The sequence below is a fragment of the Streptomyces thermoalcalitolerans genome (assembly GCF_039525155.1).
In the GTDB taxonomy this organism is placed as follows: Bacteria; Actinomycetota; Actinomycetes; order Streptomycetales; family Streptomycetaceae; genus Streptomyces; species Streptomyces thermovulgaris.
This window is the reverse complement of the sequence record NZ_BAAAHG010000017.1, coordinates 1-21,603: the sequence shown is the minus strand read 5'-3', so window position 1 is coordinate 21,603 and position 21,603 is coordinate 1. Positions and strand designations below refer to the sequence as shown.

Sequence of the window (21,603 nt, the reverse complement as noted above, 5' to 3'; positions counted from 1 at the left end):
GGGGGTGATGATCAGCCCGCCCCTGCTGCGCGGCCCGCGCACGGTCCACCTCATCAAGCACCCGGTCAGTGGCGCCGCGTTCGAGGTCGGCCCCAAGGAGCACTTCGTCATCAGCCGGCTCGACGGCACCCGGACCTTCGACGACCTCGTGTCCGAGTACGCGGCCCGGTTCCGCCGCAGGCTCCCCGAGGAGCAGTGGACCCGGCTGCTCGGCCTGCTCGGCACCCGCGGACTGCTCGCCGGTTCCCCGGACCCCGCGCCGCCCGAGCCGCCCCCGGCCCGCACCGGCACCTTCTGGAAGGGCAGCCGGCGGACCGTCGCCGACGCGCACGCGACCACCGGGCGCCTCCACCGCCTGCTGCGCCCGCTGCTGCGCCCCTGGGTGCAGCTTCCGCTGGTGGCCGCCGTCCTGGTGATGACCGTCGCGGTGCTCGCGGACCCGGCGGCGTTCCTCGACGGGACATGGGCCCTGCTGACCCGCCCGGCGGTGCTGGTCCCGTTCGCGGTCTTCCTCTGGTTCAGCATCTGTCTGCACGAACTCGCCCACGGCATCGCCGCCCGGCACTACGGCGGTGTGGTCTCCGACATCGGGCTGCGCTGGCGGTTCCCGGCCGTGATGATGTACTGCACGGTCGACAACTACCTGTTCCTGCCCGGTCTGCGGGCGAAGCTGGTGGTCGCCGCCGCGGGCGCGTACGTCAACCTGGTGCTCCTGCTGCCCTTCGCGCTCTGGTGGGCGCTGCTGGACCCGGCCGACCCGAGCCGTCCGCCGCTCACCGGGATGCTCTTCGTCGGCATCGTGCAGGCCCTGAGCAACCTGGTCCCGCTGCCGCCGCTGGACGGGTACCGGATGCTCGGTCACGCCCTGGGCACCGCCAACCTCGCCCCGGAGACCCGGACCTATCTGGTCCTGCGCCGGCGCGGACGGGACGCCGTGGCCGCCTACCCGCGGCGCGCCCGCCGTCTCTACGCCTCCTACGCCGTCACCGCGGTCGCCCTGGTGCTGCTCGCGGCGACCGGAACCTGCACCGCCGTCGTCCTGCTGCTGCTTCGATGACGGCCCGACCCGAAAGATCACGCAACTGATGAACCCACTCGTGAATGAGGTACCCGCATGAGCTCCACCTCCCCCACCCCGGACCGCACCGGCCAACCGGCCGTCGTGGTCAGCGACGTGACCAAGAGTTACGGCGACCGGCGGGCCGTCGACGGCGTCTCCCTGGAGGTCCGGCGCGGCGAGTTCTTCGGGCTTCTCGGTCCCAACGGGGCCGGGAAGTCCACCCTGGTGGAGATCATGGAGGGGCTGCGCAAGGCCGACTCCGGCTCGGTCACGGTGCTCGGCGAGTCGCCCTGGCCGCGCAACACCAAGCTGCTGCCGCGCATGGGCGTGCAGACCCAGTCCTCGGCCTTCTTCGTGCGGCAGACCGTCCACGAGCATCTGCGCACCGTCGCGGCGCTGTTCGGCGCGGACAGCAAGGCCGTCGACACCACCCTCGAGGCCGTGGGGCTCGGCGGGCTGCGCGACGTCCGGGTCGACAGCCTCTCCGGCGGTCAGCGGCAGCGGCTCGCCATCGCCTCCGCGCTGGTCCACGGCCCCGAGCTGATCTTCCTCGACGAGCCGACCGCCGCGCTGGACACCGAGGGCCGCCGCGATCTGTGGGGGGTGCTGCGGGGCCTGAAGGCGGAGGGCCGGACCATCGTGTACACCACGCACCACCTGGACGAGGCGGAGGCGCTCTGCGACCGCGTGGGCATCCTGGTGTCCGGCCGGCTCGTCGTCACCGACGAGCCGCAGAACCTCATCGGCGCCTTCGGCGCCGCCAGCCGGCTGCTGGTCCCGCTCGGCCGGATCGACGAGCAGCAGGCCGCGGCCCTTCCCGGCGTGGACGGCGTCACCGTGCAGGGCGGACACCTCGTCCTGGAGACCCGTGCCACCGGCCGGGTGCTCGCCGCCCTCGACCCCCTCACCGGCCTGGACGGTGTGCAGACCCGCAGCCCCAGCCTCGAGGACGTCTACCTCGAGATCACCTCCCGGCAGACCCGGCCCTCCCTCGCCGCGAACACCGCGCGCGACACGAACAGCACGCACGACACAGACAGCACGAACAGGCAGGAGCAGCAGGCATGAGCGCCTACACCGCGCTGACCGCGGCGGGCTACCGCGCCCAGGTCCGGGACAAGACGACCGTCTTCTTCACCTTCGCCTTCCCGCTGATCTTCCTCGTCGTCTTCGGGCTGATCTTCCGCGGCCGGAACGTCGAGCAGAGCGGCTTCTCCTACCTCTCCTACACCGCCTCCGGAGTGCTCTCCTGGGGCGTGGCCAACGCCGCCGTCTTCGGCATCGGGTTCACGCTGATGCAGTGGCGCGCGGACGACATCCTCCGGATGATCCGCATGTCGCCCGCCCCGCTGTCCGCCGTCATCTGGTCCCGTTATGTCCTCGCCCTGGGTGTGGGGTTCGTCCAGTCGGTCCTGTTCGTCGGAGTGGCGATGCTTCCCGGCTTCGGCCTGGTGCCCTCGTCCCGGTGGCCCCTGCTGATTCCCGTCATGGTGCTGGGCATCACCACCTTCCTGCTGCTCGGGGTGATCATCGGCAGCATCGCCGACACCCCGGAGTCGGTCGCCGGCATCGCCAACTTCCTGATGCTGCCCATGGCCTTCCTGTCCGGGTCGTTCTTCCCGCTGGACGCCATGCCCGACTGGCTGCAGAAGATCTCGCTGGTCATGCCGCTGCGCTATCTCAACGACGCGGTGTCGGCCGCCCTGACCGGCCGCGGCGACCTGTCCGACATCGGCGTGGGATGCGCCGGACTCGTCGTGTTCGCCGTGATCTTCGGGGCCGTCGCGGCGCGCACCTTCCGCTGGACGAAGAGCTCATGAGCACCGCGACCCGGCTGCTTCCGCAGCCGCTTCCGCAGCCGATGGAGGAGGCCCGCGACACGCTCCAGGCGTTCCTGGACGACCGCTTCGGCGCCGACGCCCCGCGGGTCGTGCCGGTCGGCGCCGTCGACGCGGGGGGCCGGGGCTCCGGGGCCCCGGACCCCTGGGCCGCGGACCGGCCGGCGGCGCTGGTCCACCTCAGTGCCTCGGCGGTCCTGCTCGGCCCCTGGGGAGGCGACGGCAGCGCCCCCGCCTGCGGCCGCTGTCTCGCCGTGCGGTGGCAGCGGCTGCGCAGCCGCAGCGAGCGCAACGCCCTGGAGACCGGCGGCCCCGACGGTCCTCGCCCGGTCGGTGCCTGGCCGCTGCTCACCGACCACGTCCGCGACACCGTGGCCGCGCTGTGCGAGGCCCTGCTGCACGGGCCCCGCCCGGTGCCTCCCGCCGCGCATCCGGCGGACCGCGCCCTGCCCCAGGTGACCCGGCTGGACCTGACGAACCTCCTGGTCAGGACGTTCCCGCTGCTCGCCGATCCGCTCTGCCCCGACTGCGGTCCGCGCGCCCGGGCGGCGGACGGCGCCCGGCCGCTCACCCTCTCCTCGCGTCCCAAACCGGACCCCGGCACCTACCGGCTGCGCTCGGCCTTCGCCTACCCGCTGCCCACCGACGCCCTGGCCAACCCGGTCTGCGGCGCCCTGGGGGCCGGCACCTGGACCGACGTCACCTCGTCCACCACCGCCCCGGTGGCCGGCAGTGTGTTCGTCCGGGGGTACGCGGGGCTCCACGACGTCACCTGGAGCGGGCAGGAGAACTCCTTCGCCACCAGCCGCCGCCTCGCGTTCCTGGAGGGCCTGGAACGGTACGCGGGCACCCACCGGCGCGGCGGCTCCGCACCGGTCGTCGGCTCCTACGGCGAGTTGAGGGCCGACGCGATCGACCCCGCGGTGTGCGGCCTGTACAGCGACGAGACCTACCGTGACGACCCCTTCGTCGAGCCGTTCGACCCGAGCCGGCCCATCCCCTGGGAGTGGGGCTGGTCGCTGCGGGACGAGCGTCCCGTCCTGGTGCCGTCGCGGCTGGTCTACTACAGCATCCCGGTGGCCGGCGACAACTTCGTCTTCGAGTGCTCCAACGGCTGCGCCATCGGCGGCTGCCTGGAGGAGGCGGTCCTGGGCGGCCTGCTCGAACTCGTCGAGCGCGACTCCTTCCTCAACGGCTGGTACGGCGCGGCCCGGCTGCCCCGCATCGATCTGGAGACGGTCGGCAGTCCCATGGCCGTCGCCATGGCCGAGCGGGCCGCCCTCCAGGGCTACGACGTGCATGTCTTCGACAACCGAATCGACCTGGCGATCCCGGCCGTCACCGCGGTCGGCGTCCGCCGGGACGGGGGCCCGGGCACCCTGTCCTTCGCGGCCGCGGCCTCGCTGGACCCGAGGGCCGCGGTCGAGGGGGCCCTGTCCGAGGTGCTGAGCTACATCCCGCACCTGGCCCGGGAGACCACCGAACGCCGGGCCGAACTGGAGGCCATGGCCGACGACTTCTCCCTGGTGCGCCATCTGAAGGACCACCCCCAGCTCTACGGGCTGCCCCGCATGGCCGTGTACGCGCGCGAGTACCTGGAGCCGTCCGAGGCCCGCCCCTTCGACGAGGTGTACCGGGACTGGGAGAGCCACGGCCGGCCCCGTACCGGCGACCTGCTCGACGACGTGGCCGTGGTCCGGGACGAACTGGTCCGGGCGGGCCATGACGTCATCGTCGTCGACCAGACCTCGCCCGAGCAGGAGCGGATGGGGCTGCGGACGATCAGTGCGGTGGTGCCGGGACTGCTGCCGATCGACTTCGGCTGGAACCGGCAGCGGGCCCTGCTGATGCCCCGGCTGCGCACCGCGCTGCGCCGCGGCGGGCACCGGGACCGCGACCTCACCGACGCGGAGATCCGCCGGGCTCCGCATCCCTTCCCGTGACCCCCTTTCCCGTGGTCCCCGCCCCGGGCCTCCTCCGCGCCGCGGCGGGGGCCCGGCCGTCCCCCGGAGTCCACCGATGAACCCGCCGTCCCACCCCACCCCGCCCCCGGCACCAGCCGACCACGACACCCCGCCCACGGCACCGGCCGAGCCTCATGCCCCGTCCGCGACCGCGCACGGCTCGCCGCCGCCGGGCGCGGAGAACAACCTCCTCGTCCGCGCCGGGGACGTCCTGCGGCCCGCCCTCGCCCTCTATCTGGACCTGCACGCGCATCCGGAACCGTCCGGGCAGGAGGCCCGCACCGCGGACCGCTTCGGCCGGTGCCTGGCGGCAGCGGGCTGCGAGGTCACCCACGGGGTGGGCGGCCACGGCGTGGTCGGCGTGCTCCGCAACGGGGACGGCCCCCGCGTCTGGCTGCGGGCGGAGCTCGACGCGCTCCCGATGCGCGAGCAGACCGGGCTGCCGTACGCCAGCCGCACCGACGCCATGCACGCGTGCGGCCACGACCTGCACTTGGCCGCGGCGGCCGGTGCGGCGGAGCTGCTCGCCCGTCTGTCCGACCGGTGGCGGGGCACCCTGCTGGTGGTGGGGCAGCCGGCCGAGGAGACGCTCGACGGGGCCGAGGCCATGCTGCGCGACGGGCTGTACGAACGCTTCGGCAGACCCGATGTCGTCCTCGCCCAGCACGCCGCGCCCCTGCCCTCCGGCACAGTCGCGCACGCACCGGACGGAGCACCGATGGCGGCGGCCGGCGCGGTGCTCGACGTGGTGCTGCACGGACGGGGCGGTCACGCCGCCACCCCGCACCTGGCGGTGGACCCGGTCGTCACCGCGGCCACCGTCGTCACCCGCCTCCAGACCGTCGTTGCCCGCGAGACCGCGCCCGCCGATCAGGTGACGCTGACCGTGGGCACCCTGCGGGCCGGAACGGCCGCCAACGTCATACCGGACCGCGCCGAACTCGGCATCGGGGTCCGCGCCTCGAGCGAGGCGTCCCTCGACCGGGCGCTAGCCGCCGTGCGCCGTATCGTCCTCGCCGAGAGCGCCGCCGCGGGCGCCCCGCGGGAACCCGAGGTGACCGTCACCTCCCGCTCGGCGGTCCTGCGCTGCGATCCGGACGCCACCGACTCGGTGCGGCGCGCCCACATCGGGCTTCTGGGGTCCGGGCGGGTCCTGTCCTGGCCGGGTTCGATGGCCACGGAGGACTTCCCGCTCTTCGGCGACGCCGGAGCCGGTGTCCACGGGCAGCACGGAATCCCGCTGGTGTACTGGATGCTGGGCGTGGTGGGCGCGGACGCCTGGCGCCGGGCGACGGCCGACGGTCCGGACGCCTCCCCGCCGCCCCCGAACCACTCCCCGCACTTCGCCCCCCACATCGGCAGCGCCCTGCGCCCCGCGATCGCCGCGCTGACGAGCGCGGCACTCGACAGGTTCGCCGCAGGGTGAAAAACCGCTGGTCAGGACGGCGGGCAGTGGGCTCGTGGCGTCCGACGTGCGGCGGCGGCCGAAGTCCCGGACAGTGGTCAAGAGGGAAGAAACCGCGCAGGCTCCCACCGGTGCAGAGCCCGGCAGGTGCCCCGCCGCGGCAGACCGGGACGTGCAGGAGGACGCACATGTCAAGCGCACCCGTCATGCAGCTGCCCGTCATCAACAACTGCGCGGCCGAGAGCTGTGCCTACAACACCAATCACACCTGTCACGCCGCCGCCATCACCATCGGAGGCGAGCTCGGCGCCGCCTGCGAGACGTACACGAGCGTGGACATGCAGGGCGGGGAGCCGTCGGCCACCGGCCGGGTCGGCGCCTGCAAGATGGCCGACTGCCGGCACAACGTCGGTCTCGAGTGCCACGCGCCGGCGATCACCGTCGGATACCAGCAGAACGAGATCGACTGCCTCACCTACACCTCGTCCTGACCGGATCCCCGCGCGGCGCGCGCGGCAGGGATCATCCGGGTCCGGGGGCGTGCGGGCCGGTCGTGGGCGTCCCGGCCGTCCGGTCCCGCCTGTCGTGCCCGGACACGACCACGCCGACGAGCTCGGCGACAGGTCCGGTGAGAGCCGCGGCAGCCACCACCCGGCCCGTGCCCCGCGGCACCCGGTCCGGCAGGGACCCGCCTGAGCGCCGGCCGGGCCGAATCGTTCTCCCCTCTCCACAGCCACAGCGCGCGGACGACGTGTGTCTCCACGGCGTGCGGACGGCGTACAGCACACCACCGCAGCCGCTCCCCGTCCGGAGGAGTCCCTCCGGGACATCTCCGGGCACGGTCGTGCAACGGCCGGGTCGTGCAACGGCCGGGTCGTGCAACGGTCGCGCACCGGACGACGGCGTCCGTGGGACTCAGCCGCCCGCCAGCGGGTTCGGCAGGGGCTGGTAGCGGGCGGCGGCGCCGTCGGCGCCCGTCCAGCGCAGCAGGAGGTTGGTCTTGCCGGGCAGGGTGGGCGAGGTGAGCAGGGCGGGGATCTCGGGCAGGTCGTGGCGGGCCAGTTCGCGGCGGACGGCGGGCCAGGGGTCCAGCTCCGGCCAGCGTTCGGCGAGGGCGGCGGCGATCTCGCCGAGGTGGTTGACGACCAGGCAGTACACCAGTCGCTCCCATCCGGCGGCCCGGGAGACGTCCGACAGCAGCTTGACGCCCTCGGCGTCCCGGAACAGCGCCTGGACGGGGAGGCCGGCGGCGTCCACGGCGACCAGGGAGTTCTGCAGGTGGGCCTCCAGGACGACGCCGTGCTGGGCGAAGACCTGGAGGGCCGGGGGCACGACCTGGCGCAGATACGCCTCCCACCACACCGTCAAGTCCGCCGGGCCGTCGAGCGGGTTGCCGTCGAAGTCCTCAACGAGGGCCGCCGCGAGCAGCGGGGTCGCGCCGGGCAGGACATGCCGGCCCAGCCCGTCGCGGACGACGACGGCCAGCTCCTCGAAGGCGAAGGCGGCGGTGCGGTAGCCGTGGTCGCTCAGCCAGGCCGCCGGGCCGCCCAGCGCGGCGAAGGCGGTGGCCACCGCCGTGTCCGTGCGGCGCAGCCTCAGCAGGTCGTGCCGCCACAGCCGGCGTACGTCGTTGGTGATGCGCACGTCCAGGCTGAACTTCAGGAACAGGTCGGCCCCGTCCGCGCCGTCCGGTCCGGGCACGTGGACGGTGCGGACCGCCGCCGTGGGCCGCACCTCGACGGCGGTCGTGCCGAGCCGCAGCAGCCGGCCGTCGGCGAAGGCGTCGGCGAGGTCGCGGCCGACCAGGTCGAGCTGCCAGGGGTGGGCGGGCAGCAGCCGGTAGCCGGGCGGGGCCTGGCCGAGAGTGTCCAGCGCCGAGGTGTCGCCCTCCTCGGCGACCAGGTCCTCGCGCACGGCGAGCAGCACCAGCGGAAAGCGGGCGTGCGCCTCGGGTGCGTACGGCAGCCAGGAGGCGACCGGGCCGCCGCCGCGCGCCTTGGGCGCCGGGTGGTACGGGTGGCCGGTGACGAGGGCCTGCTCGGAGCGGATGTACGGGTCGGCGGGCACCGCCGCCCGGTAGCGGGCGGCGAGCACGGCGGCAGCCGCCGCCCGGCTGTCGAGCATCTCGGCGGGCAGTTCGTCGTTGGACAGGCCCGTGTGCCGGCGCAGTTCCTCGGCCACGAGTTTGACCAGCTCCGTGTGGCCGATGCGGCGCCAGCCGCCCGCCGTGTACACCTCCGGTCCGGTGGGCCGCCGCCCGCCGGCGACCCGCAGCAGCCGGCCTCCGCCCGGCAGCCGGTACACCCGCCGCCCGTCCGGGTCCGGACACGGCTGCGCCACCTCGCGGATCAGGCAGTTCAGCAGGGGGGCGGTCGCGTGGGCGTCGGCGCGCTCGGCGACGTCGTTCGTGGAGGGTGTGGGCTCCATGCGCTTCATCCGGTCCCTATGTCCGCGTGGTGCAGAAGGGATCAGTATGTCTGCCCGGTACGCGTTACCGTGACGCCTGCCCCGCAGCGGAGGAGCCCGATCGTGGACCGTTTCCCGACCGCCGAGACCGAGGTCGCCGAGGAGCTGGCCGCCCTGCGTCCCGGTCTCGTCCCCCTGTACGAGGCACATCTGGGCGGTGCGCGGGCCGCCGTGCTGACCCGGCTGTGGCGGGCCCTCGCCTTCGAGCCGCTGCCGTGGATCACCGGCCGGGAGCACAACCGGGACGGGCTGGTCCTGCGGCTGGCCGACGGCCGCCGGTTGCAGGGCCCGCCGGCGGACCCGTACGCCACGGCCGCCTATGTCACGGTCGTGTCCCTGGACGGGACGGCCTACGACGATCCGGCGCGTCTGATGACGGATCTCGCGGTGCCGCACGGCAGCTCTCTTGCCGCCGAGCTGGGGCACAGCGTGGCCTCGCTGGCGCTGTCGCGGGCCGGTCAGCCGGCCCCCGCCGGGACCTTGCCGTCCATGAAGGAGTGGCCGGCGGAGGACTGGGAGTGGGAGCAGAGGGTGGTCGACGGTCACCCCTTCCACCCCACCTGCCGTTCCCGGCCGGGCTTCTCGGTGGCCGAGCAGCTGGCGTACGGGCCCGAGCACCGGCCGTCGGTCGGGCTGGGACTGCTGCCGGTGCGGGCGTCCGAGTGCCTGGTGCGCGGGGTGTGGCCCGAGGAACTGCGGGACGGCGGGCGGCTGCTGATGCCCGTGCACCCCTGGCAGGCGGCGCATGTGCTCAAGCGGCGGTGCGAGGGCGGGGTGCTCGAGGCGCGCCCGCTGATGTCCCTGCGCACCCTGGCCGTTCCCGGCGGGCCGCACGTCAAGACGTCGCTCAGCGCCCGGCTGACGTCGTCGGTGCGGGACATCTCGATGGGGTCGATCGCCGCGTCGGCGGACCTGTCGGCGTTCGCGGCGGGTCTGGCGGCCCGCTCGGACGGCCTGCTGCACATCACCCGCACGCTGGGCGCGGCCGGTGCGGGGTCCGCCGATCTGGCGGCGCTGTGGCGCGAGTCGCCGCGGACGTACGCCCATGCGGGGGAACACGTCCTGCCCGTGGCCGCGCTCCCCGTCACGGGTCTGCCCGACTCGCCTTCCTGGCTGGGCGACTTCACCCGTCTGGCCCTCACCGTGGGCCTGCGTCTGCTGGAGTGGGGCGTGGCCCTGGAGGCGCACGGCCAGAACCTGCTCGTCGTGCTGTCCCGGTCGGGGGCTCCCCTGCGGCTCGTCTACCGGGACCTGGCCGACATCCGGGTGAGCCCCGTCCGGCTGGCCCGGCACGGCATCCCCGTACCGGAGCTGCCGGCCCGGAACGTCACCGACGACCCGGTCGCGCTGCGCCGCAAGCTGTTCGGTTCGCTGGTGGCGGGCGCGCTGGCCGGGACGGCCGGGTCGTGGACCGCGCTGCGGGCGGCGCTGGAGACGGCCGTACGGGATCTGCCGCGCACTCCGGACCGGGCGGCGCTGTGCGCACAGCCGTTGCCCGCCAAGGCGTTGACGCTGATGCGTCTGTCCCCTGAAGCGCCCGGCGACCAGTGGACCGGGCTGCCCAACCCGCTCGTTTTGGCCCCCGGCGCATCCGGTCAATAGGATCCGCCGATGATCACAAGACAACGGCTGGCGGCGGGAGTCTGTGCTCTGCTCGCCGCCCTGACAGCAGGATTGGCCTTCCCCGCGGGCGCGGTGGCCGACGAGACCGACGACCGGGACGCCCCGAAGGTCGAACTCGTCCTGGACGTCAGCGGTTCGATGCGGACCCGGGACATGGACGGCGGGTCGCGGATGGCCGCGGCCAAGCAGGCGTTCAACGAGGTGCTCGACGCGACACCGAAGGAGGTCCGGCTCGGTATCCGCACCCTGGGGGCCAACTACTCGGGCGACGACCGGAAGGAGGGCTGCAAGGACACCGCGCAGCTCTATCCGGTCGGCCCGCTGGACCGCACCGAGGCCAAGGCGGCGGTGGCGACGCTGGTGCCGACCGGCTGGACCCCGATCGGGCCGGCGCTGCTGAAGGCGGCCGACGACCTGGAGGGCGGCAACGGCCTGCGCCGGATCGTCCTGATCACCGACGGCGAGGACACCTGTCAGCCGCTGGACCCGTGCGAGGTGGCCCGTGAGATCGCGGCCAAGGGCATCGGCCTGACCATCGACACCCTCGGTCTGGTGCCGGACGCCAAGACCCGCGACCAGCTCATCTGCATCGCGGAGGCGACCGGCGGCACCTACACCTCCGTACGGCACAAGAAGGAACTCAGCCATCGCGTCGGCCAGTTGGTGGACCGCGCCGCCGACCCGGTGGTGACGCCGGTGGCCGTGGAGGGCGCGACCGAGTGCGCGAAGGCGCCGACGCTCAAGTCCGGTCTCTACACCGACCGTCAGGGGTTCGGACAGCAGCGCTGGTACCGAGTGGACGTCAACCCCGGTCAGGAGCTGCGGGCCTCGGTGAGCGTGGCCGCCGACCGGGCCGTCGCTCCCGGCTACGGGCTGCTGGTGCGTGCCGTGACCGAGAGCGGACGGGAGATCGTGCGCGGTGAGGCGGCGGGCCACGGCCGTACGGACGTGATCTCCACGGGTCTGCGCTACCCGAAGCCCGAGAGCGACGAGGAGGACGCACCGGCCGAGACGGTGTGCCTGCAGGTCGTCCACTCCTTCTCGCCGGCCGCCGGGGTGAAGACCACGCCGGGTCTGCCGCTGGAGCTGACCGTCGACGTGGTGGACGGTCCGGGCACGTCGCGCGACGTGGCCTCCTTCGGCCTCGGACGCGGCTGGTGGCTGCTCGGCGCGCTGGTGCTGACCGGCTTCCTCGCGGGTCTGCTGTGGGGCTGGTTGTCGCGCTGGCGGATCGCGGTCTGGAGGACGAACTGATGCGTATCACACGGGTCACACGGGTCACACGGGTACTGGGCACGGCTCTGCTGGCGCTCGGGCTGGCCGCGGGTCCCGCGGCGGCCGACTCCTCGCCGTCCGCGAGCCCGTCGGACGACGCGCCCACCGAGGCGGGCACGTCGTTCCGTACGGCGACGGAGATCGAGCAGGGGCAGCGGGCCACCGCCACCGGATCCACCGGTGACTACCTGTACTGGTCGTTCGCCGCGGACGCCGGGCAGCGCCCCACCGTCAGGGCGAAGGTGAAGCTCCCCGCGTCGCATGCCCGGCAGACCTGGCAGATCGACGTCTACGACGGGCTGCGGCGCCGCCAGGCCTGCCAGTACGGCGCCCAGACGCGCACCGTCGCGCGGGGCGCGGCGTCCGTGGAGCTGGCCTGTGTGCTGCGCACGGTCCGCGCCTGGTCGGAGCCGTGGGCCAACGACCCGCTGCCGGGCACGTACTACATCCGGCTCACGGCGGTCGGCCTGCCGGTGTCCGACCTGGGTCTGCCGATCGGCGCCGAGGTACGGGTCGACTCCAAGGACATCGGCGGCGCGGCGGCGGTCGACGGCTCGCTCGCGCAGCCGCTGACCCCGGGAATCGCGGTCACGTCCGGGAAGTCGGACGACGGCAGCGACGACGGTGACGGGGACGGGAAGAAGTCGGCCGTCCTGTCGGGCATCGAGCCGGACGGCGGCTGGTCCTCCGGCTGGTGGTCCGACCGCTGGGTGTGGACCGGTGCGGGCGGCGTCCTGGCCGCGCTGGCGGGCATAGGCGGCTACGCCCTGACCCGCGGCTCGGGCCGTCCGTCCCGGGTGCCGCCGGGCGCCTGACGTCGTGGTGCGGGACCCGCCCCGCTCTTCGGGGCGGGTCCCGCCGTACATCTGCGCGTCCATGCGTCCATGCGTCCGTGCGTCCGCGTATTCGCGCGTCTGTACGTCTGCGCATCCCTATATCGTTCGAATCCGTGATCGGCTCCGTGTTACCGTCCCGGTGCCGGCCGCGGGACTCCGGTGCGACTTCCGGACCATGCCTCTGAAGCACTGTTTCGCAGTTCGTGCCCCCATTCCCCGGCCGGCTCCAGCAGGGGCGGCCGGGGAAGTGAACGGGCGGGGGACGCGGGGGACGTGGAGTCGTTCGGGGATCTGATCGCGGTCGACGACGTGCTGCTCTTCGTCAACGCGGCGATCACCGCGACCGGCCAGCGCGAGTTCCACTCCGACGAGGACGCCCAGCGGCTCTCCCTCGACTTCCTGCACGCCTACATGCTGGGCAACTACCGCGACCTCTACGCGGGTGTCCTCGCGCTCGACATCAACGACCACAACGCCGTCCTGATCATCCGTCGGCTGCTGGAGACTGCCGCCGACGCCACCGCGGAGCAGCGCCGGCGCGAGGGCCGTCTGATCGCCGCGCGGCTGGCCCTGCTGCCCCCGCAGCGCGTCTACGGGCTCTTCCGCACGCTGCGCCGCTCCCGGGTGAACAACCGCCGCACCCGTGCCCTGCTGCGCGATTGGCTGTCCACGCGGCCCGATCCGGCCCTCGACGCCGTCAAGTACCGCAACGGCCTCAAGCAGGCGCTGCGGCACACGCATCTGACGCTCGGCGACGAGGAGCTCGGCGCCTTCCTCTTCGCGCCGCACAGCCGTGCCCACTACGACACGCCGATCCTGGAGGCCTGGCGCCGTGCGCACTACGAGCAGGAGGCGCTCTACGAACTCCCGTACACCGTCGCCGAGGGCTTCGCGGCCAAGCACGGCATTCCGCGCGGCGCGTTCCTGGAGCGCATCGCCCCTCGGTTGACGCGTCTGGAGACGCTGCGGCTCCAGGAGGCCGCGGAGCGGCACGGTCCCGCGGCGGCGCGGGCGGTGACGGCCGACCTGTCCCGGATGCCGCTCACCCGGCTCGCCGGGCATGTGCTCTCCCTGCCGGCCGCGGAGCGGGCCGACCGGCTCGAGGAGCTGACCGGCGTGCTGCGCGCCGCGGACCGGCGGCTGCCGGGTCACCGCCGTCCTGGACGACAGCTTCTCCTCCTACGGTTCGGGCGTGAAGCGGCGCAGGCCGCTCGCCGTCGCCCTGGCCTGCCACTACCTGCTCGAAGCGCTGGCCGGCCACTACACCGGGCTGTGGACCTCCGGCCGCGACGACGCGCTGCTGGCCCACCCCGTCGGGCCGACCCCGCTGGGCGAGCGGATCCTCGACGCGCTGGAGACGGCCCCGGAACGCCTGGTGATCGTCTCCGACGGCTGGGACAACGCCCCTCCCGGACTGGCCGGCGAGGTGCTCCGCGTCTGGCGCACCCGTCTCGACCCGGCCCGCCGCACCGGCGTGGTGCACCTCAACCCGGTCTACGACGCCGCGGACTTCGACGTCCGCCGGCTGTCCCCGGGCGTTCCGACCGCGGGTATCCGCAACGCGGAGGACCTGCCCGCGCTCGTCGAGATCGCGCAGTTCGCCGAGGGCCGTACGGGACTGACCGACCTGACGGCCTATCTGGACGCCCGTGCGGCACGGCTCGCCGCCGCCTCGCACCGGCGGGCTGAAAGGGTTTCCCGATGACCTCGCATCACTCGAACGACCTGCCGTCCGCGCTGCCCTCCGGGCTGCTCGACGGACTGGAGACACGCCCCTCGCAGGTGTGGGGCGCCGTGCGGCTGGTACCGCTCGTGAGGACGGAGGCGGTCCAGGACCTGCGCCTGCACCCGCGGATCCTCGGCGGGCCGGGCGTGGTCGACCTGGGCCGGGGGGAGAGCTACTGGTCCTACATTCCCCACGGGTTCGTCGCCGAGTGGACCGGGGACGGCTCGCCCGCCGCCGCCTACGGCACGCAGCTGACCGACGGGGCGCAGGACCAGGCGGTCGCGGCCGCACCGCTGCACGTCCAGCGCCGGATGGTGCGCCGGGAGGCCACGCACCGGCTGCGTTTCCTGCCGCTCCACCTGGCCCTGGAGGGCTATCTCTCCCTGCACTTCGGCGGCCCCTCCGTCGCGTGGGAGCAGTGGTCGCAGCAGGCCCTGCGCCGGGGGCTCTCCCCTCGTGTCGAGGCCGCCTACCTGGGGGCGGACGTCCCCGGACTGGCCGACGCGCTGCGCGTCTTCGAGATCCACCCGGGGCAGTGCGGTGTCCTGGTCCACCTGGCCGACACACCGGCCACGGCGTTCGTGGTGCCGCACCCGGAGGACTACCGCGTCCTGCACCCGACCCTGCTGCAGGACCTCTACGGCGACCTGGTGCACCACTACGCGACGTTGATGCCGCCCGTGCCGGACTTCCGGTCCCGCATCGACGACACACGGATCCGGTCGCTCGCCGATCTGCGGAAGGCCGCGCGGGAGCAGGTCGCGCGGTGGGCGGACTTCCACGACACGACCATGGTGTCCGGGCTGCTGGAGCAGGAGCGCACCTGGCAGCAAGTGCAGCGCATGGGCCGCTTCACGCTCTTCCGTTTCCTGCCGCCGTTCCGCCTCCGGCAGGACAACCACATCGGCGAAGTGATCACCGACGAGCACGGCCGGACCGTCTACCTCAAGACCTTCCGGCTCTCGGAGAACCAGGTGCGCCGCGGACATCTGCTCAGCCGTCTCGCCGCCCACGACTGGCACCTCGCCGACACCGCCGCCGCGCTCGGCCTGACCGAGTCCCAGCTCGGCCTCCGCCTGGAGGCGGCCGGCTTCGGCCACCTGCTCCGGCAGGACGTGCTGGACCGCTACCGCAGCCAGACGCGGACCGGGCATCACTGACCCGGCGCCGTGCACCCGCCGGTGGTCCGGGTCGGCCGTCCGGGGTGTTTCGGCGGGTATCGGCAGGGGCCGCTCGTCCATGCCTCCGCCGCCCCTCAACTCGACGGCTCGCCCTGCCGGAGGGTCATCTCGCACCACACGGTCTTGGTGTACGGGTCTCCGCACATCGTGCCCCAGTGATCGGCCAGCGCCTCGACCAGCAGCAGCCCGCGCCCCGCCTCCTCTTCGGGCGAGGGCACCCGGAGCAGACCGGGAGCGGGCGGCCGGCGGTCGGGGCGCGGGTCCGTCACCTCGATACGGAGCGCGGGGTCCTCCGAGTAGAGGGTGAGGCGCAGCCGGAAGTCACGCCCCCTCTCCCGGCCGTGCAGGGCCGCGTTGGCCGTCAACTCCCCCACGAGCAGGGCGGCGGTGCGGTTGGCGTCGGAGCCGTACGGCCAGCCCCAGGTATCGAGTTGTTCGCAGGCCAGTCGGCGGGCGAGTCGTGCGCCTCTGCGGGTGCAGGACAGGCGGATCGTGAAGTGCCGCGGGGGCGGGGCGGCTTCCGCTCGGCGGCCATGGGGCGCCTTCATGGGTGAGATCTCGGCATTCATGTCACTCAGCGTGGCCATCTCTCCCTACGCTGAACACCACCGCTGACAGTACGCATCGTCGCTGTCCGGTCACTGTCCGGGACTGTCCGGGTCGCGCCGTGTGACGTGCCGCATCGACCGGCGGTTGAGCACGGACGTACACGGGAGGTGGTCGGGCGTGGGTGCGGCGGGGCAGGGGCAGCGGATCACGGACGGAGCGGAGATGTTCGACGATGACGACGAGTCGACCGCCGTGCTGCGGATGGTCGGCAAGATCATCAAGGGGTACCGGGAACGAGCGGGGCTCACCCAGGCCGAGTTGGGCGCGGCGATCGGGTACAGCGAGGAGCAGGTGTCCTCGGTGGAACGGGGCCGGCGGGCGCCGAAAGAGCCGTTCCTGGACGGGGCGGATCGGGTGCTCGGGGCGAACGGGCTCATCTCGGGGCTGAAGAAGGACGTGGAGGAGGCCCGATACCCGAAGAAGGTACGGGACTTGGCGAAGCTGGAGCGGGAGGCGGTGGAGATCTGCGCCTATGACAACTCCGTCGTCAACGGGCTTCTTCAGACGGAGGAGTACCTGCGGGCCATGTTCGGGTTGCGGCGGCCTGCCTTCTCGGAGGAGGAAGTGGAACAACTTGTCGCCGCCCGGCTGGCTCGTCAATCGATCATGGACGATAAGCAGATGGTCCCAGCCTTCAACTTCGTGCACGACGAAGCGACGCTGCGTCGACCAGTCGGGGGCAGAATGGTCTTGCGCCGACAGCTTGAACGGCTGCTGGAAGTCGGGCAGATGCGGAATGTTGAGGTCCAGGTACTGCCTCTGCGGTGCGAGGATAACGCCGGGCTCGACGGTTCCTTCCATCTGCTGCGGCTGAAGGAGGGCACCACAGTGGGATACAGGGACGTCCAACTCGCAAGCCGGTTGATCTCGGACCGCAAGGAGGTCCAGATTCTCGAACTCCGCTACGGGATCATCCGGGCGCAAGCCCTCACTCCGCGAGAGTCGTCGACCTTCATCGAGAAGCTCCTTGGAGAGACATGAGCCTGAAGCCCTCGGCCGGTAACGGCACCGAACTGACCTGGATCAAGAGCAGTCACAGCACCCCCGACGGCGCTGCGTGCGTCGAGGTGGCTTCCGCACCGGCCTCTGTCCGTGTACGGGACTCGAAGCAGCCGGAGGGCCCCCAGCTCGCCTTCGGTGCTCAGGAGTGGGCCGCCTTCGTCTCCTACGCGGCCGACCACTGACATAGGCCACGCGCCCGTGCTCGGTTCCGTACCGGGCGCGAGTCCGGACTTCCTGCTGATCAGGACGCGTGCGCCCTTCCTACCCCCGAACGGCCGAGTCTGCCGCAGGCGTCCCGGCACGGTGTGTGACACCGTGGTGACGAATGCCGCGGGAAGGGCACGACGTGAGTGATCTTTTGCTGGTCCGGCACGGGGAGACCGAGTGGTCGCGGTCCGGGCGGCACACCGGATGGACCGATGTGCCGCTGACCGAGCACGGCCGGGAGGAGGCACGACGGCTGGCGCCCTTGATCCGGGAGCACCGGATCGGGGCGGCGTTCGTCAGCCCGTTGCGGCGGGCGCGGGAGACGGCCGAGCTGATCGGAGTCCACGACGCCCGGGTCGACGCCGATCTGCGCGAGTGGGACTACGGCGCCTACGAGGGCATCACGACGCCCGAGATCCAGCGCACCCGGCCCGGCTGGTTCCTGTTCACCGACGGGGTGGCACCGGGTCCGCCGGAGCATCCCGGGGAGACCGTGGAGCAGGTCGGGGAGCGGGCCGACCGGATGCTGGCCAAGGTGGACGCCGCGTCCGCCGACGCCGAGGGTGCCGTGCTCCTGGTGGCGCACGGGCACATTCTGCGGGTGCTCACGGCCCGCCGCCTCGGACTGGCCCCGTCGGCGGGGGCGCTGTTCCAGCTGGCCACGGGGACACTGTGCCGGCTGGGCACCGAGCACGGGCGACCGGTGATCACGGCGTGGAACATCCGGCCGACGCCCTCGCCGTGAGCGGTACCGGCTCACTGTCGGACCCGGACCGTACCCTGCGAAGGGGCTGATCGACGACTCGGGGAGGGGCACGCCGTGACACGACCGCCGACCGCCGCGCAGCGCCGCCTCATCGAGGCCGCCGACCCCGTGACCGGACGGCTCAAGGGGACGCAGGCGCAGCTCGCGGCGCTGGTGAAGCGGGGGCTCGCCTTCCGGCACCCACGCCCGCCGCACGACCACTTCCTCACCCCGGCGGGGCATCGGATACGGAAGGGCGAGGAGACGCCCGAAGCCCCCGCGCCGCAGGAGACAGGCAAGACCTCCGCGCCCGAGAACACCTCCTCGGACAGCGGTGTGTTCTCCGCTCGCGTCGGCGGGGAGAAGGAGACGTACGACCGCTCCGCGCGGATGCGCGAGGTGCGCAGCGCTTGGCAGGGGCTGCTGGAACTGCGCCGGATGACCAACCCGGACGGCGCCACCGACCGGCCGTGCGGCTGGGAGCGGACGCATCTGGTGCGGGCGGCCGCGCTCGCCCTCGAGGCGGCGGGACAGCAGCCGGAAGGACCGGACACGGACGGCTACCGGGTGCGGGCGACCCCGCAGCCGGAGGCGGTCGCCGTGTACGGGCCGGACGGCGCGGCGCTGCGGGCATACGTGACCGCCCTCGAGCGAGCGGGCTGGCAGACCGGGGAGCACACGGAGCCACGGACGAGAATCCGGTACCTGCTGGCGTCACCGCGCAGGGTGTAAGGCACTGTGGGGGCTGTGAGCAACAGGGTCGCGGCAGTGGCCCGAGCGAGTGAACGCCGAGAAGAGGATGCCGTGAGCGAGCTGTTTTCCGTCCGGGTGACCGTCCGCGGGTACGAGACCGATGTGCAGGGACACCTCAACCAGGCCGTGTACCTGAACTACGCGGAGCACGCCCGCTGGTCGTTGCTCCAGGCGGCCGGGATCCGCCAGAAGGACTTGCTCGCCCGGGGCGTGGGGCCGGTGGCACTGGAGACGACCATCCAGTACCGGCGGGAGCTGCTGGCCGGTGACGAGGTCGATGTGACCTGTGCCTTCGAGTGGGGCGATGGGAAGACGTTCCGGATCCGGCAGACCCTGCGCAAGACCGACGGCACCGTGGCGGCCGAGCTCACCGGGGTCGGCGGGCTGATGGACCTCACGAAGCGGAAGCTGGTCGCGAACCCCGCGGAGCACTTCAAGGAGCTGGCCTCGGACCCCAGCCTCTTCGGTCTCTGATCCGGACGGCCGGACGGCGGTCGTGCCGCACTCCCAGCAGGCCGCGGCCGACGGTGCGCGGTCACCGGGAATGATCACCGGGAATTCGGTCGCGCGCCGTCCCGGCCACCTGCGATGCTGCGGCCCCATGGCCAGACGACGCAGCAAGCCCAGCCTCTACATCTCCGTCGACATCGAGGCCGACGGCCCGATTCCCGGCCCGTACTCCCTGCTGAGCCTCGGCGCCGCGGTCGCCGGGGTGCAGGACGCCGACGGTTTCACGGCCATCGACCCCGAGCAGCACACCTTCTACCGCGAACTTCGGCCCATCAGCGAGGAGTTCGTGCCCGAGGCGCTGGCCGTGAGCGGACTCGACCGGGAGCGGCTGAGCCGGGAGGGCGTCGAACCGGCCGTCGCCATGGCCGAGTTCACCGACTGGGTGCGGGAGGTCAGTGCGGGTGCGCAGCCGGTGATGTGCGGCTACCCGGCCCCGTACGACTGGACGTTCCTGTACTGGTACTTGATCCGCTTCACCGGTTCGAGCCCCTTCGGGCACTCGGGCTGCATGGACATGAAGACGCTGTACGCGACAAAGGCCGGGGTGCCGTTGCGGGCGGTGGCGAAGGGCACAATGCCCCGCCACCTGCTCTCCGGGCGCCGGCACACCCACCACGCCCTCGACGACGCCATCGAACAGGCCGATCTGTTCGCCCGTCTCATGGCCTGGACGGGGCCGTCCTGACCAGCACCAACACCGGCACCGGCACTGGTACTCGCAGCTGTCGGCTCCGCACGGTGATCCGGGCCAGGTGCTGTGCCTGGGACCGAGGGGAGCGGACGACGGCGTTCCCGACGCCTGCCCGCCGCACAGGAGCGCGGCGGGCAGGCCGACACGGTGGGGTCACGGAACTCTTGCGCGGGATGGACCTCGGTGTGCGGGTGCCTCGGTGAGGACACCCGCGCCACAGCGGTGTCAGCCGAGGGTGGGGTAGTCGGTGTAGCCGCGGTGGTCGCCCCCGTAGTAGGTGGCGCGGTCCGGGGTGTTGAAGGGGCCGCCCGCGGCGAGGCGGGCGGGAAGGTCGGGGTTGGCCAGGAAGAGGGCGCCGTAGGCGATCAGGTCGGCGGTACCGTCCTCGATCAGCTTCAGGGCGTCGGGGCCGGTGGGCTCCGCCCCGGTGGAGGGGTTGAGGATGAAGGTGCTCGGCCACGCCTTGCGCAGTCGCACCCCCAGGTCGCGCATCTCGGCTGCCTCCATGTGGTGCAGGTAGACCAGCCCCAGCGGGGCGAGGGCCTCCACGAGCATCGTGTAGGTGGCCTCCATGTCCGCCCGGTCGCTCTCGTCGATGTCGTTGACCGGGTTGCCGGGTGAGATGCGGAAGCCGACCTTGTCACCGCCGATGGCCTCGACCACCTTCTGTGCGGTCTCGACGGCGAAGCGGATCCTCCGCTCGGGGCTGCCGCCCCAGGCGTCGGTGCGCCGGTTGGCGTTCGGGGCGAGGAACTGGTGGATCAGATAGCCGTTCGCTCCGTGCAGTTCCACACCGTCGAAGCCGGCCTCCATGGCGTTGCGCGCGGCGGCGACGAAGTCCGCCATCGTCTCCTCGATCTCCGCCTCGGTCAGTTCATGCGGCGTGACGAAGTCCTGCGGTCCCTCGTGCGTGTACACCTGGCCCGCGGCCCTGACCGCGGAAGGACCGGCGGGCGTAAGACCCGTGATGCTCGGGTGACCGATCCGTCCGGTGTGCAGCACCTGAAGGAAGATCTTGCCGCCCTCGGCGTGCACGGCGTCGGTGACCTTGCGCCAGGCCGCGACCTGCTCGGCGGAATGGATGCCGGGAGTGTCCGGGTAGCCCTGGCCGATGACCGACGGCTGGGTGCCCTCGGTGATGATCAGTCCGGCGCTCGCACGCTGCGCGTAGTAGACCGCCATCAGATCGGTGGGACTCTGCCCGGGGCCGTAGGCACGGCTGCGGGTCATGGGAGCCATCACGATGCGGTTGGCCAGCCGGATGCCACCGAGGTCGTAGGGCTCGAAGGGTGTGCTCATGGTCGGGTTCCTTTCGAATCGATGACGCGGAACTGTGTGATGCCGTTGTTCGCTCGAGCAGGTACATGCGCACCACCCGTTCCCGCGGGAGCACGGCCCGCCATTTCTCCCGGAAGTGGCGCGTGCTTACCGCCGATGACTCGGCCGGCGGGAGAGGGAGCAGGAGGAAAGCGACGGGTTTCGTGGTGGTGTTGGACAAGGCGCTGGATCAGCCGAATAGTTGATGGGTGATCAGCACGTCGTGGGGTTCGCTGCATCGCGGTGCTGTCGACGTGGATCCGGACGACCGCCTCGCTCATGCCGCCCCCAACCCCGCTGCGTTCAGGACGGCTTGGGCGACCTCGCCGGGACTGCGGTGGTCGGTGGCGACCTCGACCGTGGCCACCTCCTCGTACAGATGCCGGCGGGCCTGC

The 21,603-nt window shown here is 72.7% G+C and carries 19 protein-coding genes and 2 pseudogenes; 17 read left to right on the top strand and 4 right to left on the bottom strand.

Annotation, left to right across the window (positions count from 1 at the left end):
• Window positions 1-7: 7 nt before the first annotated feature.
• The 6 genes from ABD224_RS12790 (at window position 8) to ABD224_RS12765 (ending at window position 6,758) form a co-directional block, all read left to right on the top strand.
• Entirely contained in the window at window positions 8-1,057 is a 1,050-nt protein-coding gene (locus tag ABD224_RS12790) for a peptidase M50 (RefSeq protein WP_425580970.1), read from the top strand.
• Between the two features lie 57 nt (window positions 1,058-1,114).
• Complete coding sequence (locus ABD224_RS12785; RefSeq protein ID WP_344049606.1) at window positions 1,115-2,128, top strand: ABC transporter ATP-binding protein; 1,014 nt, start codon at window positions 1,115-1,117, stop codon at window positions 2,126-2,128.
• On the top strand, window positions 2,125-2,880 hold the full coding sequence (locus ABD224_RS12780) for an ABC transporter permease (protein WP_344049605.1): 756 nt from the start codon (window positions 2,125-2,127) through the stop codon (window positions 2,878-2,880). The genes ABD224_RS12785 and ABD224_RS12780 overlap by 4 nt, the downstream gene beginning before the upstream one ends.
• A complete protein-coding gene (locus ABD224_RS12775; RefSeq protein ID WP_344049604.1) occupies window positions 2,877-4,841 on the top strand; it encodes a TOMM precursor leader peptide-binding protein in 1,965 nt (654 codons plus the stop codon). Before ABD224_RS12780 ends, ABD224_RS12775 begins: the two co-directional genes overlap by 4 nt.
• Before the next feature lie 76 nt (window positions 4,842-4,917).
• Entirely contained in the window at window positions 4,918-6,288 is a 1,371-nt protein-coding gene (locus tag ABD224_RS12770; RefSeq protein WP_344049603.1) for an amidohydrolase, read from the top strand.
• 167 nt (window positions 6,289-6,455) lie between these two features.
• Complete coding sequence (locus tag ABD224_RS12765; protein ID WP_344049602.1) at window positions 6,456-6,758, top strand: DUF1540 domain-containing protein; 303 nt, start codon at window positions 6,456-6,458, stop codon at window positions 6,756-6,758.
• A gap of 424 nt (window positions 6,759-7,182) precedes the next feature.
• Here ABD224_RS12765 and ABD224_RS12760 read toward each other — a convergent pair whose 3' ends face one another.
• Window positions 7,183-8,703, bottom strand: coding sequence for an IucA/IucC family protein (locus ABD224_RS12760; protein ID WP_344049601.1), 1,521 nt, complete (start codon window positions 8,701-8,703; stop codon window positions 7,183-7,185).
• A gap of 93 nt (window positions 8,704-8,796) precedes the next feature.
• On the opposite strand from ABD224_RS12760, the gene ABD224_RS12755 reads away from it, so the two are divergent.
• The 5 genes and pseudogenes from ABD224_RS12755 to ABD224_RS12735 all read left to right on the top strand — a co-directional run bounded on the left by ABD224_RS12755 (window position 8,797) and on the right by ABD224_RS12735 (window position 15,353).
• Window positions 8,797-10,335 (top strand): IucA/IucC family protein, encoded by a 1,539-nt coding sequence (locus ABD224_RS12755; RefSeq protein ID WP_344049600.1) that lies wholly within the window; start codon window positions 8,797-8,799, stop codon window positions 10,333-10,335.
• A gap of 9 nt (window positions 10,336-10,344) precedes the next feature.
• A complete protein-coding gene (locus ABD224_RS12750) occupies window positions 10,345-11,610 on the top strand; it encodes a VWA domain-containing protein (protein ID WP_344049599.1) in 1,266 nt (421 codons plus the stop codon).
• Window positions 11,610-12,446 carry a hypothetical protein gene (locus ABD224_RS12745; protein ID WP_344049598.1) on the top strand — a complete coding sequence of 279 codons (837 nt, stop codon included), beginning with the start codon at window positions 11,610-11,612 and terminating at the stop codon, window positions 12,444-12,446. Before ABD224_RS12750 ends, ABD224_RS12745 begins: the two co-directional genes overlap by 1 nt.
• A 294-nt stretch (window positions 12,447-12,740) precedes the next feature.
• A pseudogene (locus tag ABD224_RS12740) lies at window positions 12,741-14,172 on the top strand (hypothetical protein).
• On the top strand, window positions 14,169-15,353 hold the full coding sequence (locus ABD224_RS12735; RefSeq protein WP_344049597.1) for an ARPP-2 domain-containing protein: 1,185 nt from the start codon (window positions 14,169-14,171) through the stop codon (window positions 15,351-15,353). Before ABD224_RS12740 ends, ABD224_RS12735 begins: the two are co-directional and overlap by 4 nt.
• A 95-nt stretch (window positions 15,354-15,448) precedes the next feature.
• On the opposite strand, the gene ABD224_RS12730 is transcribed toward ABD224_RS12735, so the two are convergent.
• Complete coding sequence (locus ABD224_RS12730; RefSeq protein ID WP_344049596.1) at window positions 15,449-15,943, bottom strand: ATP-binding protein; 495 nt, start codon at window positions 15,941-15,943, stop codon at window positions 15,449-15,451.
• A gap of 202 nt (window positions 15,944-16,145) precedes the next feature.
• Here ABD224_RS12730 and ABD224_RS12725 point away from each other — a divergent pair, with 202 nt between their 5' ends.
• The 6 genes from ABD224_RS12725 (at window position 16,146) to ABD224_RS12700 (ending at window position 19,885) form a co-directional block, all read left to right on the top strand.
• Window positions 16,146-16,964: a helix-turn-helix domain-containing protein gene (locus ABD224_RS12725; RefSeq protein ID WP_344049595.1), complete on the top strand. Its 819-nt coding sequence runs from the start codon at window positions 16,146-16,148 to the stop codon at window positions 16,962-16,964.
• Window positions 16,961-17,167, top strand: coding sequence for a DUF397 domain-containing protein (locus tag ABD224_RS12720; RefSeq protein ID WP_344049594.1), 207 nt, complete (start codon window positions 16,961-16,963; stop codon window positions 17,165-17,167). Before ABD224_RS12725 ends, ABD224_RS12720 begins: the two co-directional genes overlap by 4 nt.
• A gap of 164 nt (window positions 17,168-17,331) precedes the next feature.
• Window positions 17,332-17,937: a histidine phosphatase family protein gene (locus tag ABD224_RS12715; RefSeq protein WP_344049593.1), complete on the top strand. Its 606-nt coding sequence runs from the start codon at window positions 17,332-17,334 to the stop codon at window positions 17,935-17,937.
• Window positions 17,938-18,012: 75 nt separating this feature from the next.
• Window positions 18,013-18,669 carry a hypothetical protein gene (locus ABD224_RS12710; protein WP_344049592.1) on the top strand — a complete coding sequence of 219 codons (657 nt, stop codon included), beginning with the start codon at window positions 18,013-18,015 and terminating at the stop codon, window positions 18,667-18,669.
• A gap of 72 nt (window positions 18,670-18,741) precedes the next feature.
• Window positions 18,742-19,164: an acyl-CoA thioesterase gene (locus ABD224_RS12705; RefSeq protein WP_344049591.1), complete on the top strand. Its 423-nt coding sequence runs from the start codon at window positions 18,742-18,744 to the stop codon at window positions 19,162-19,164.
• Window positions 19,165-19,291: 127 nt separating this feature from the next.
• Window positions 19,292-19,885 carry a 3'-5' exonuclease gene (locus tag ABD224_RS12700; RefSeq protein ID WP_344049590.1) on the top strand — a complete coding sequence of 198 codons (594 nt, stop codon included), beginning with the start codon at window positions 19,292-19,294 and terminating at the stop codon, window positions 19,883-19,885.
• A gap of 231 nt (window positions 19,886-20,116) precedes the next feature.
• Here the strand turns inward: ABD224_RS12700 and ABD224_RS12695 are convergent, their stop codons facing one another.
• Window positions 20,117-21,190, bottom strand: a complete 1,074-nt coding sequence (locus tag ABD224_RS12695) for an alkene reductase (protein WP_344049589.1) — start codon at window positions 21,188-21,190, stop codon at window positions 20,117-20,119.
• A gap of 295 nt (window positions 21,191-21,485) precedes the next feature.
• A pseudogene (locus tag ABD224_RS12690) lies at window positions 21,486-21,603 on the bottom strand (shikimate kinase); the annotation flags it as partial.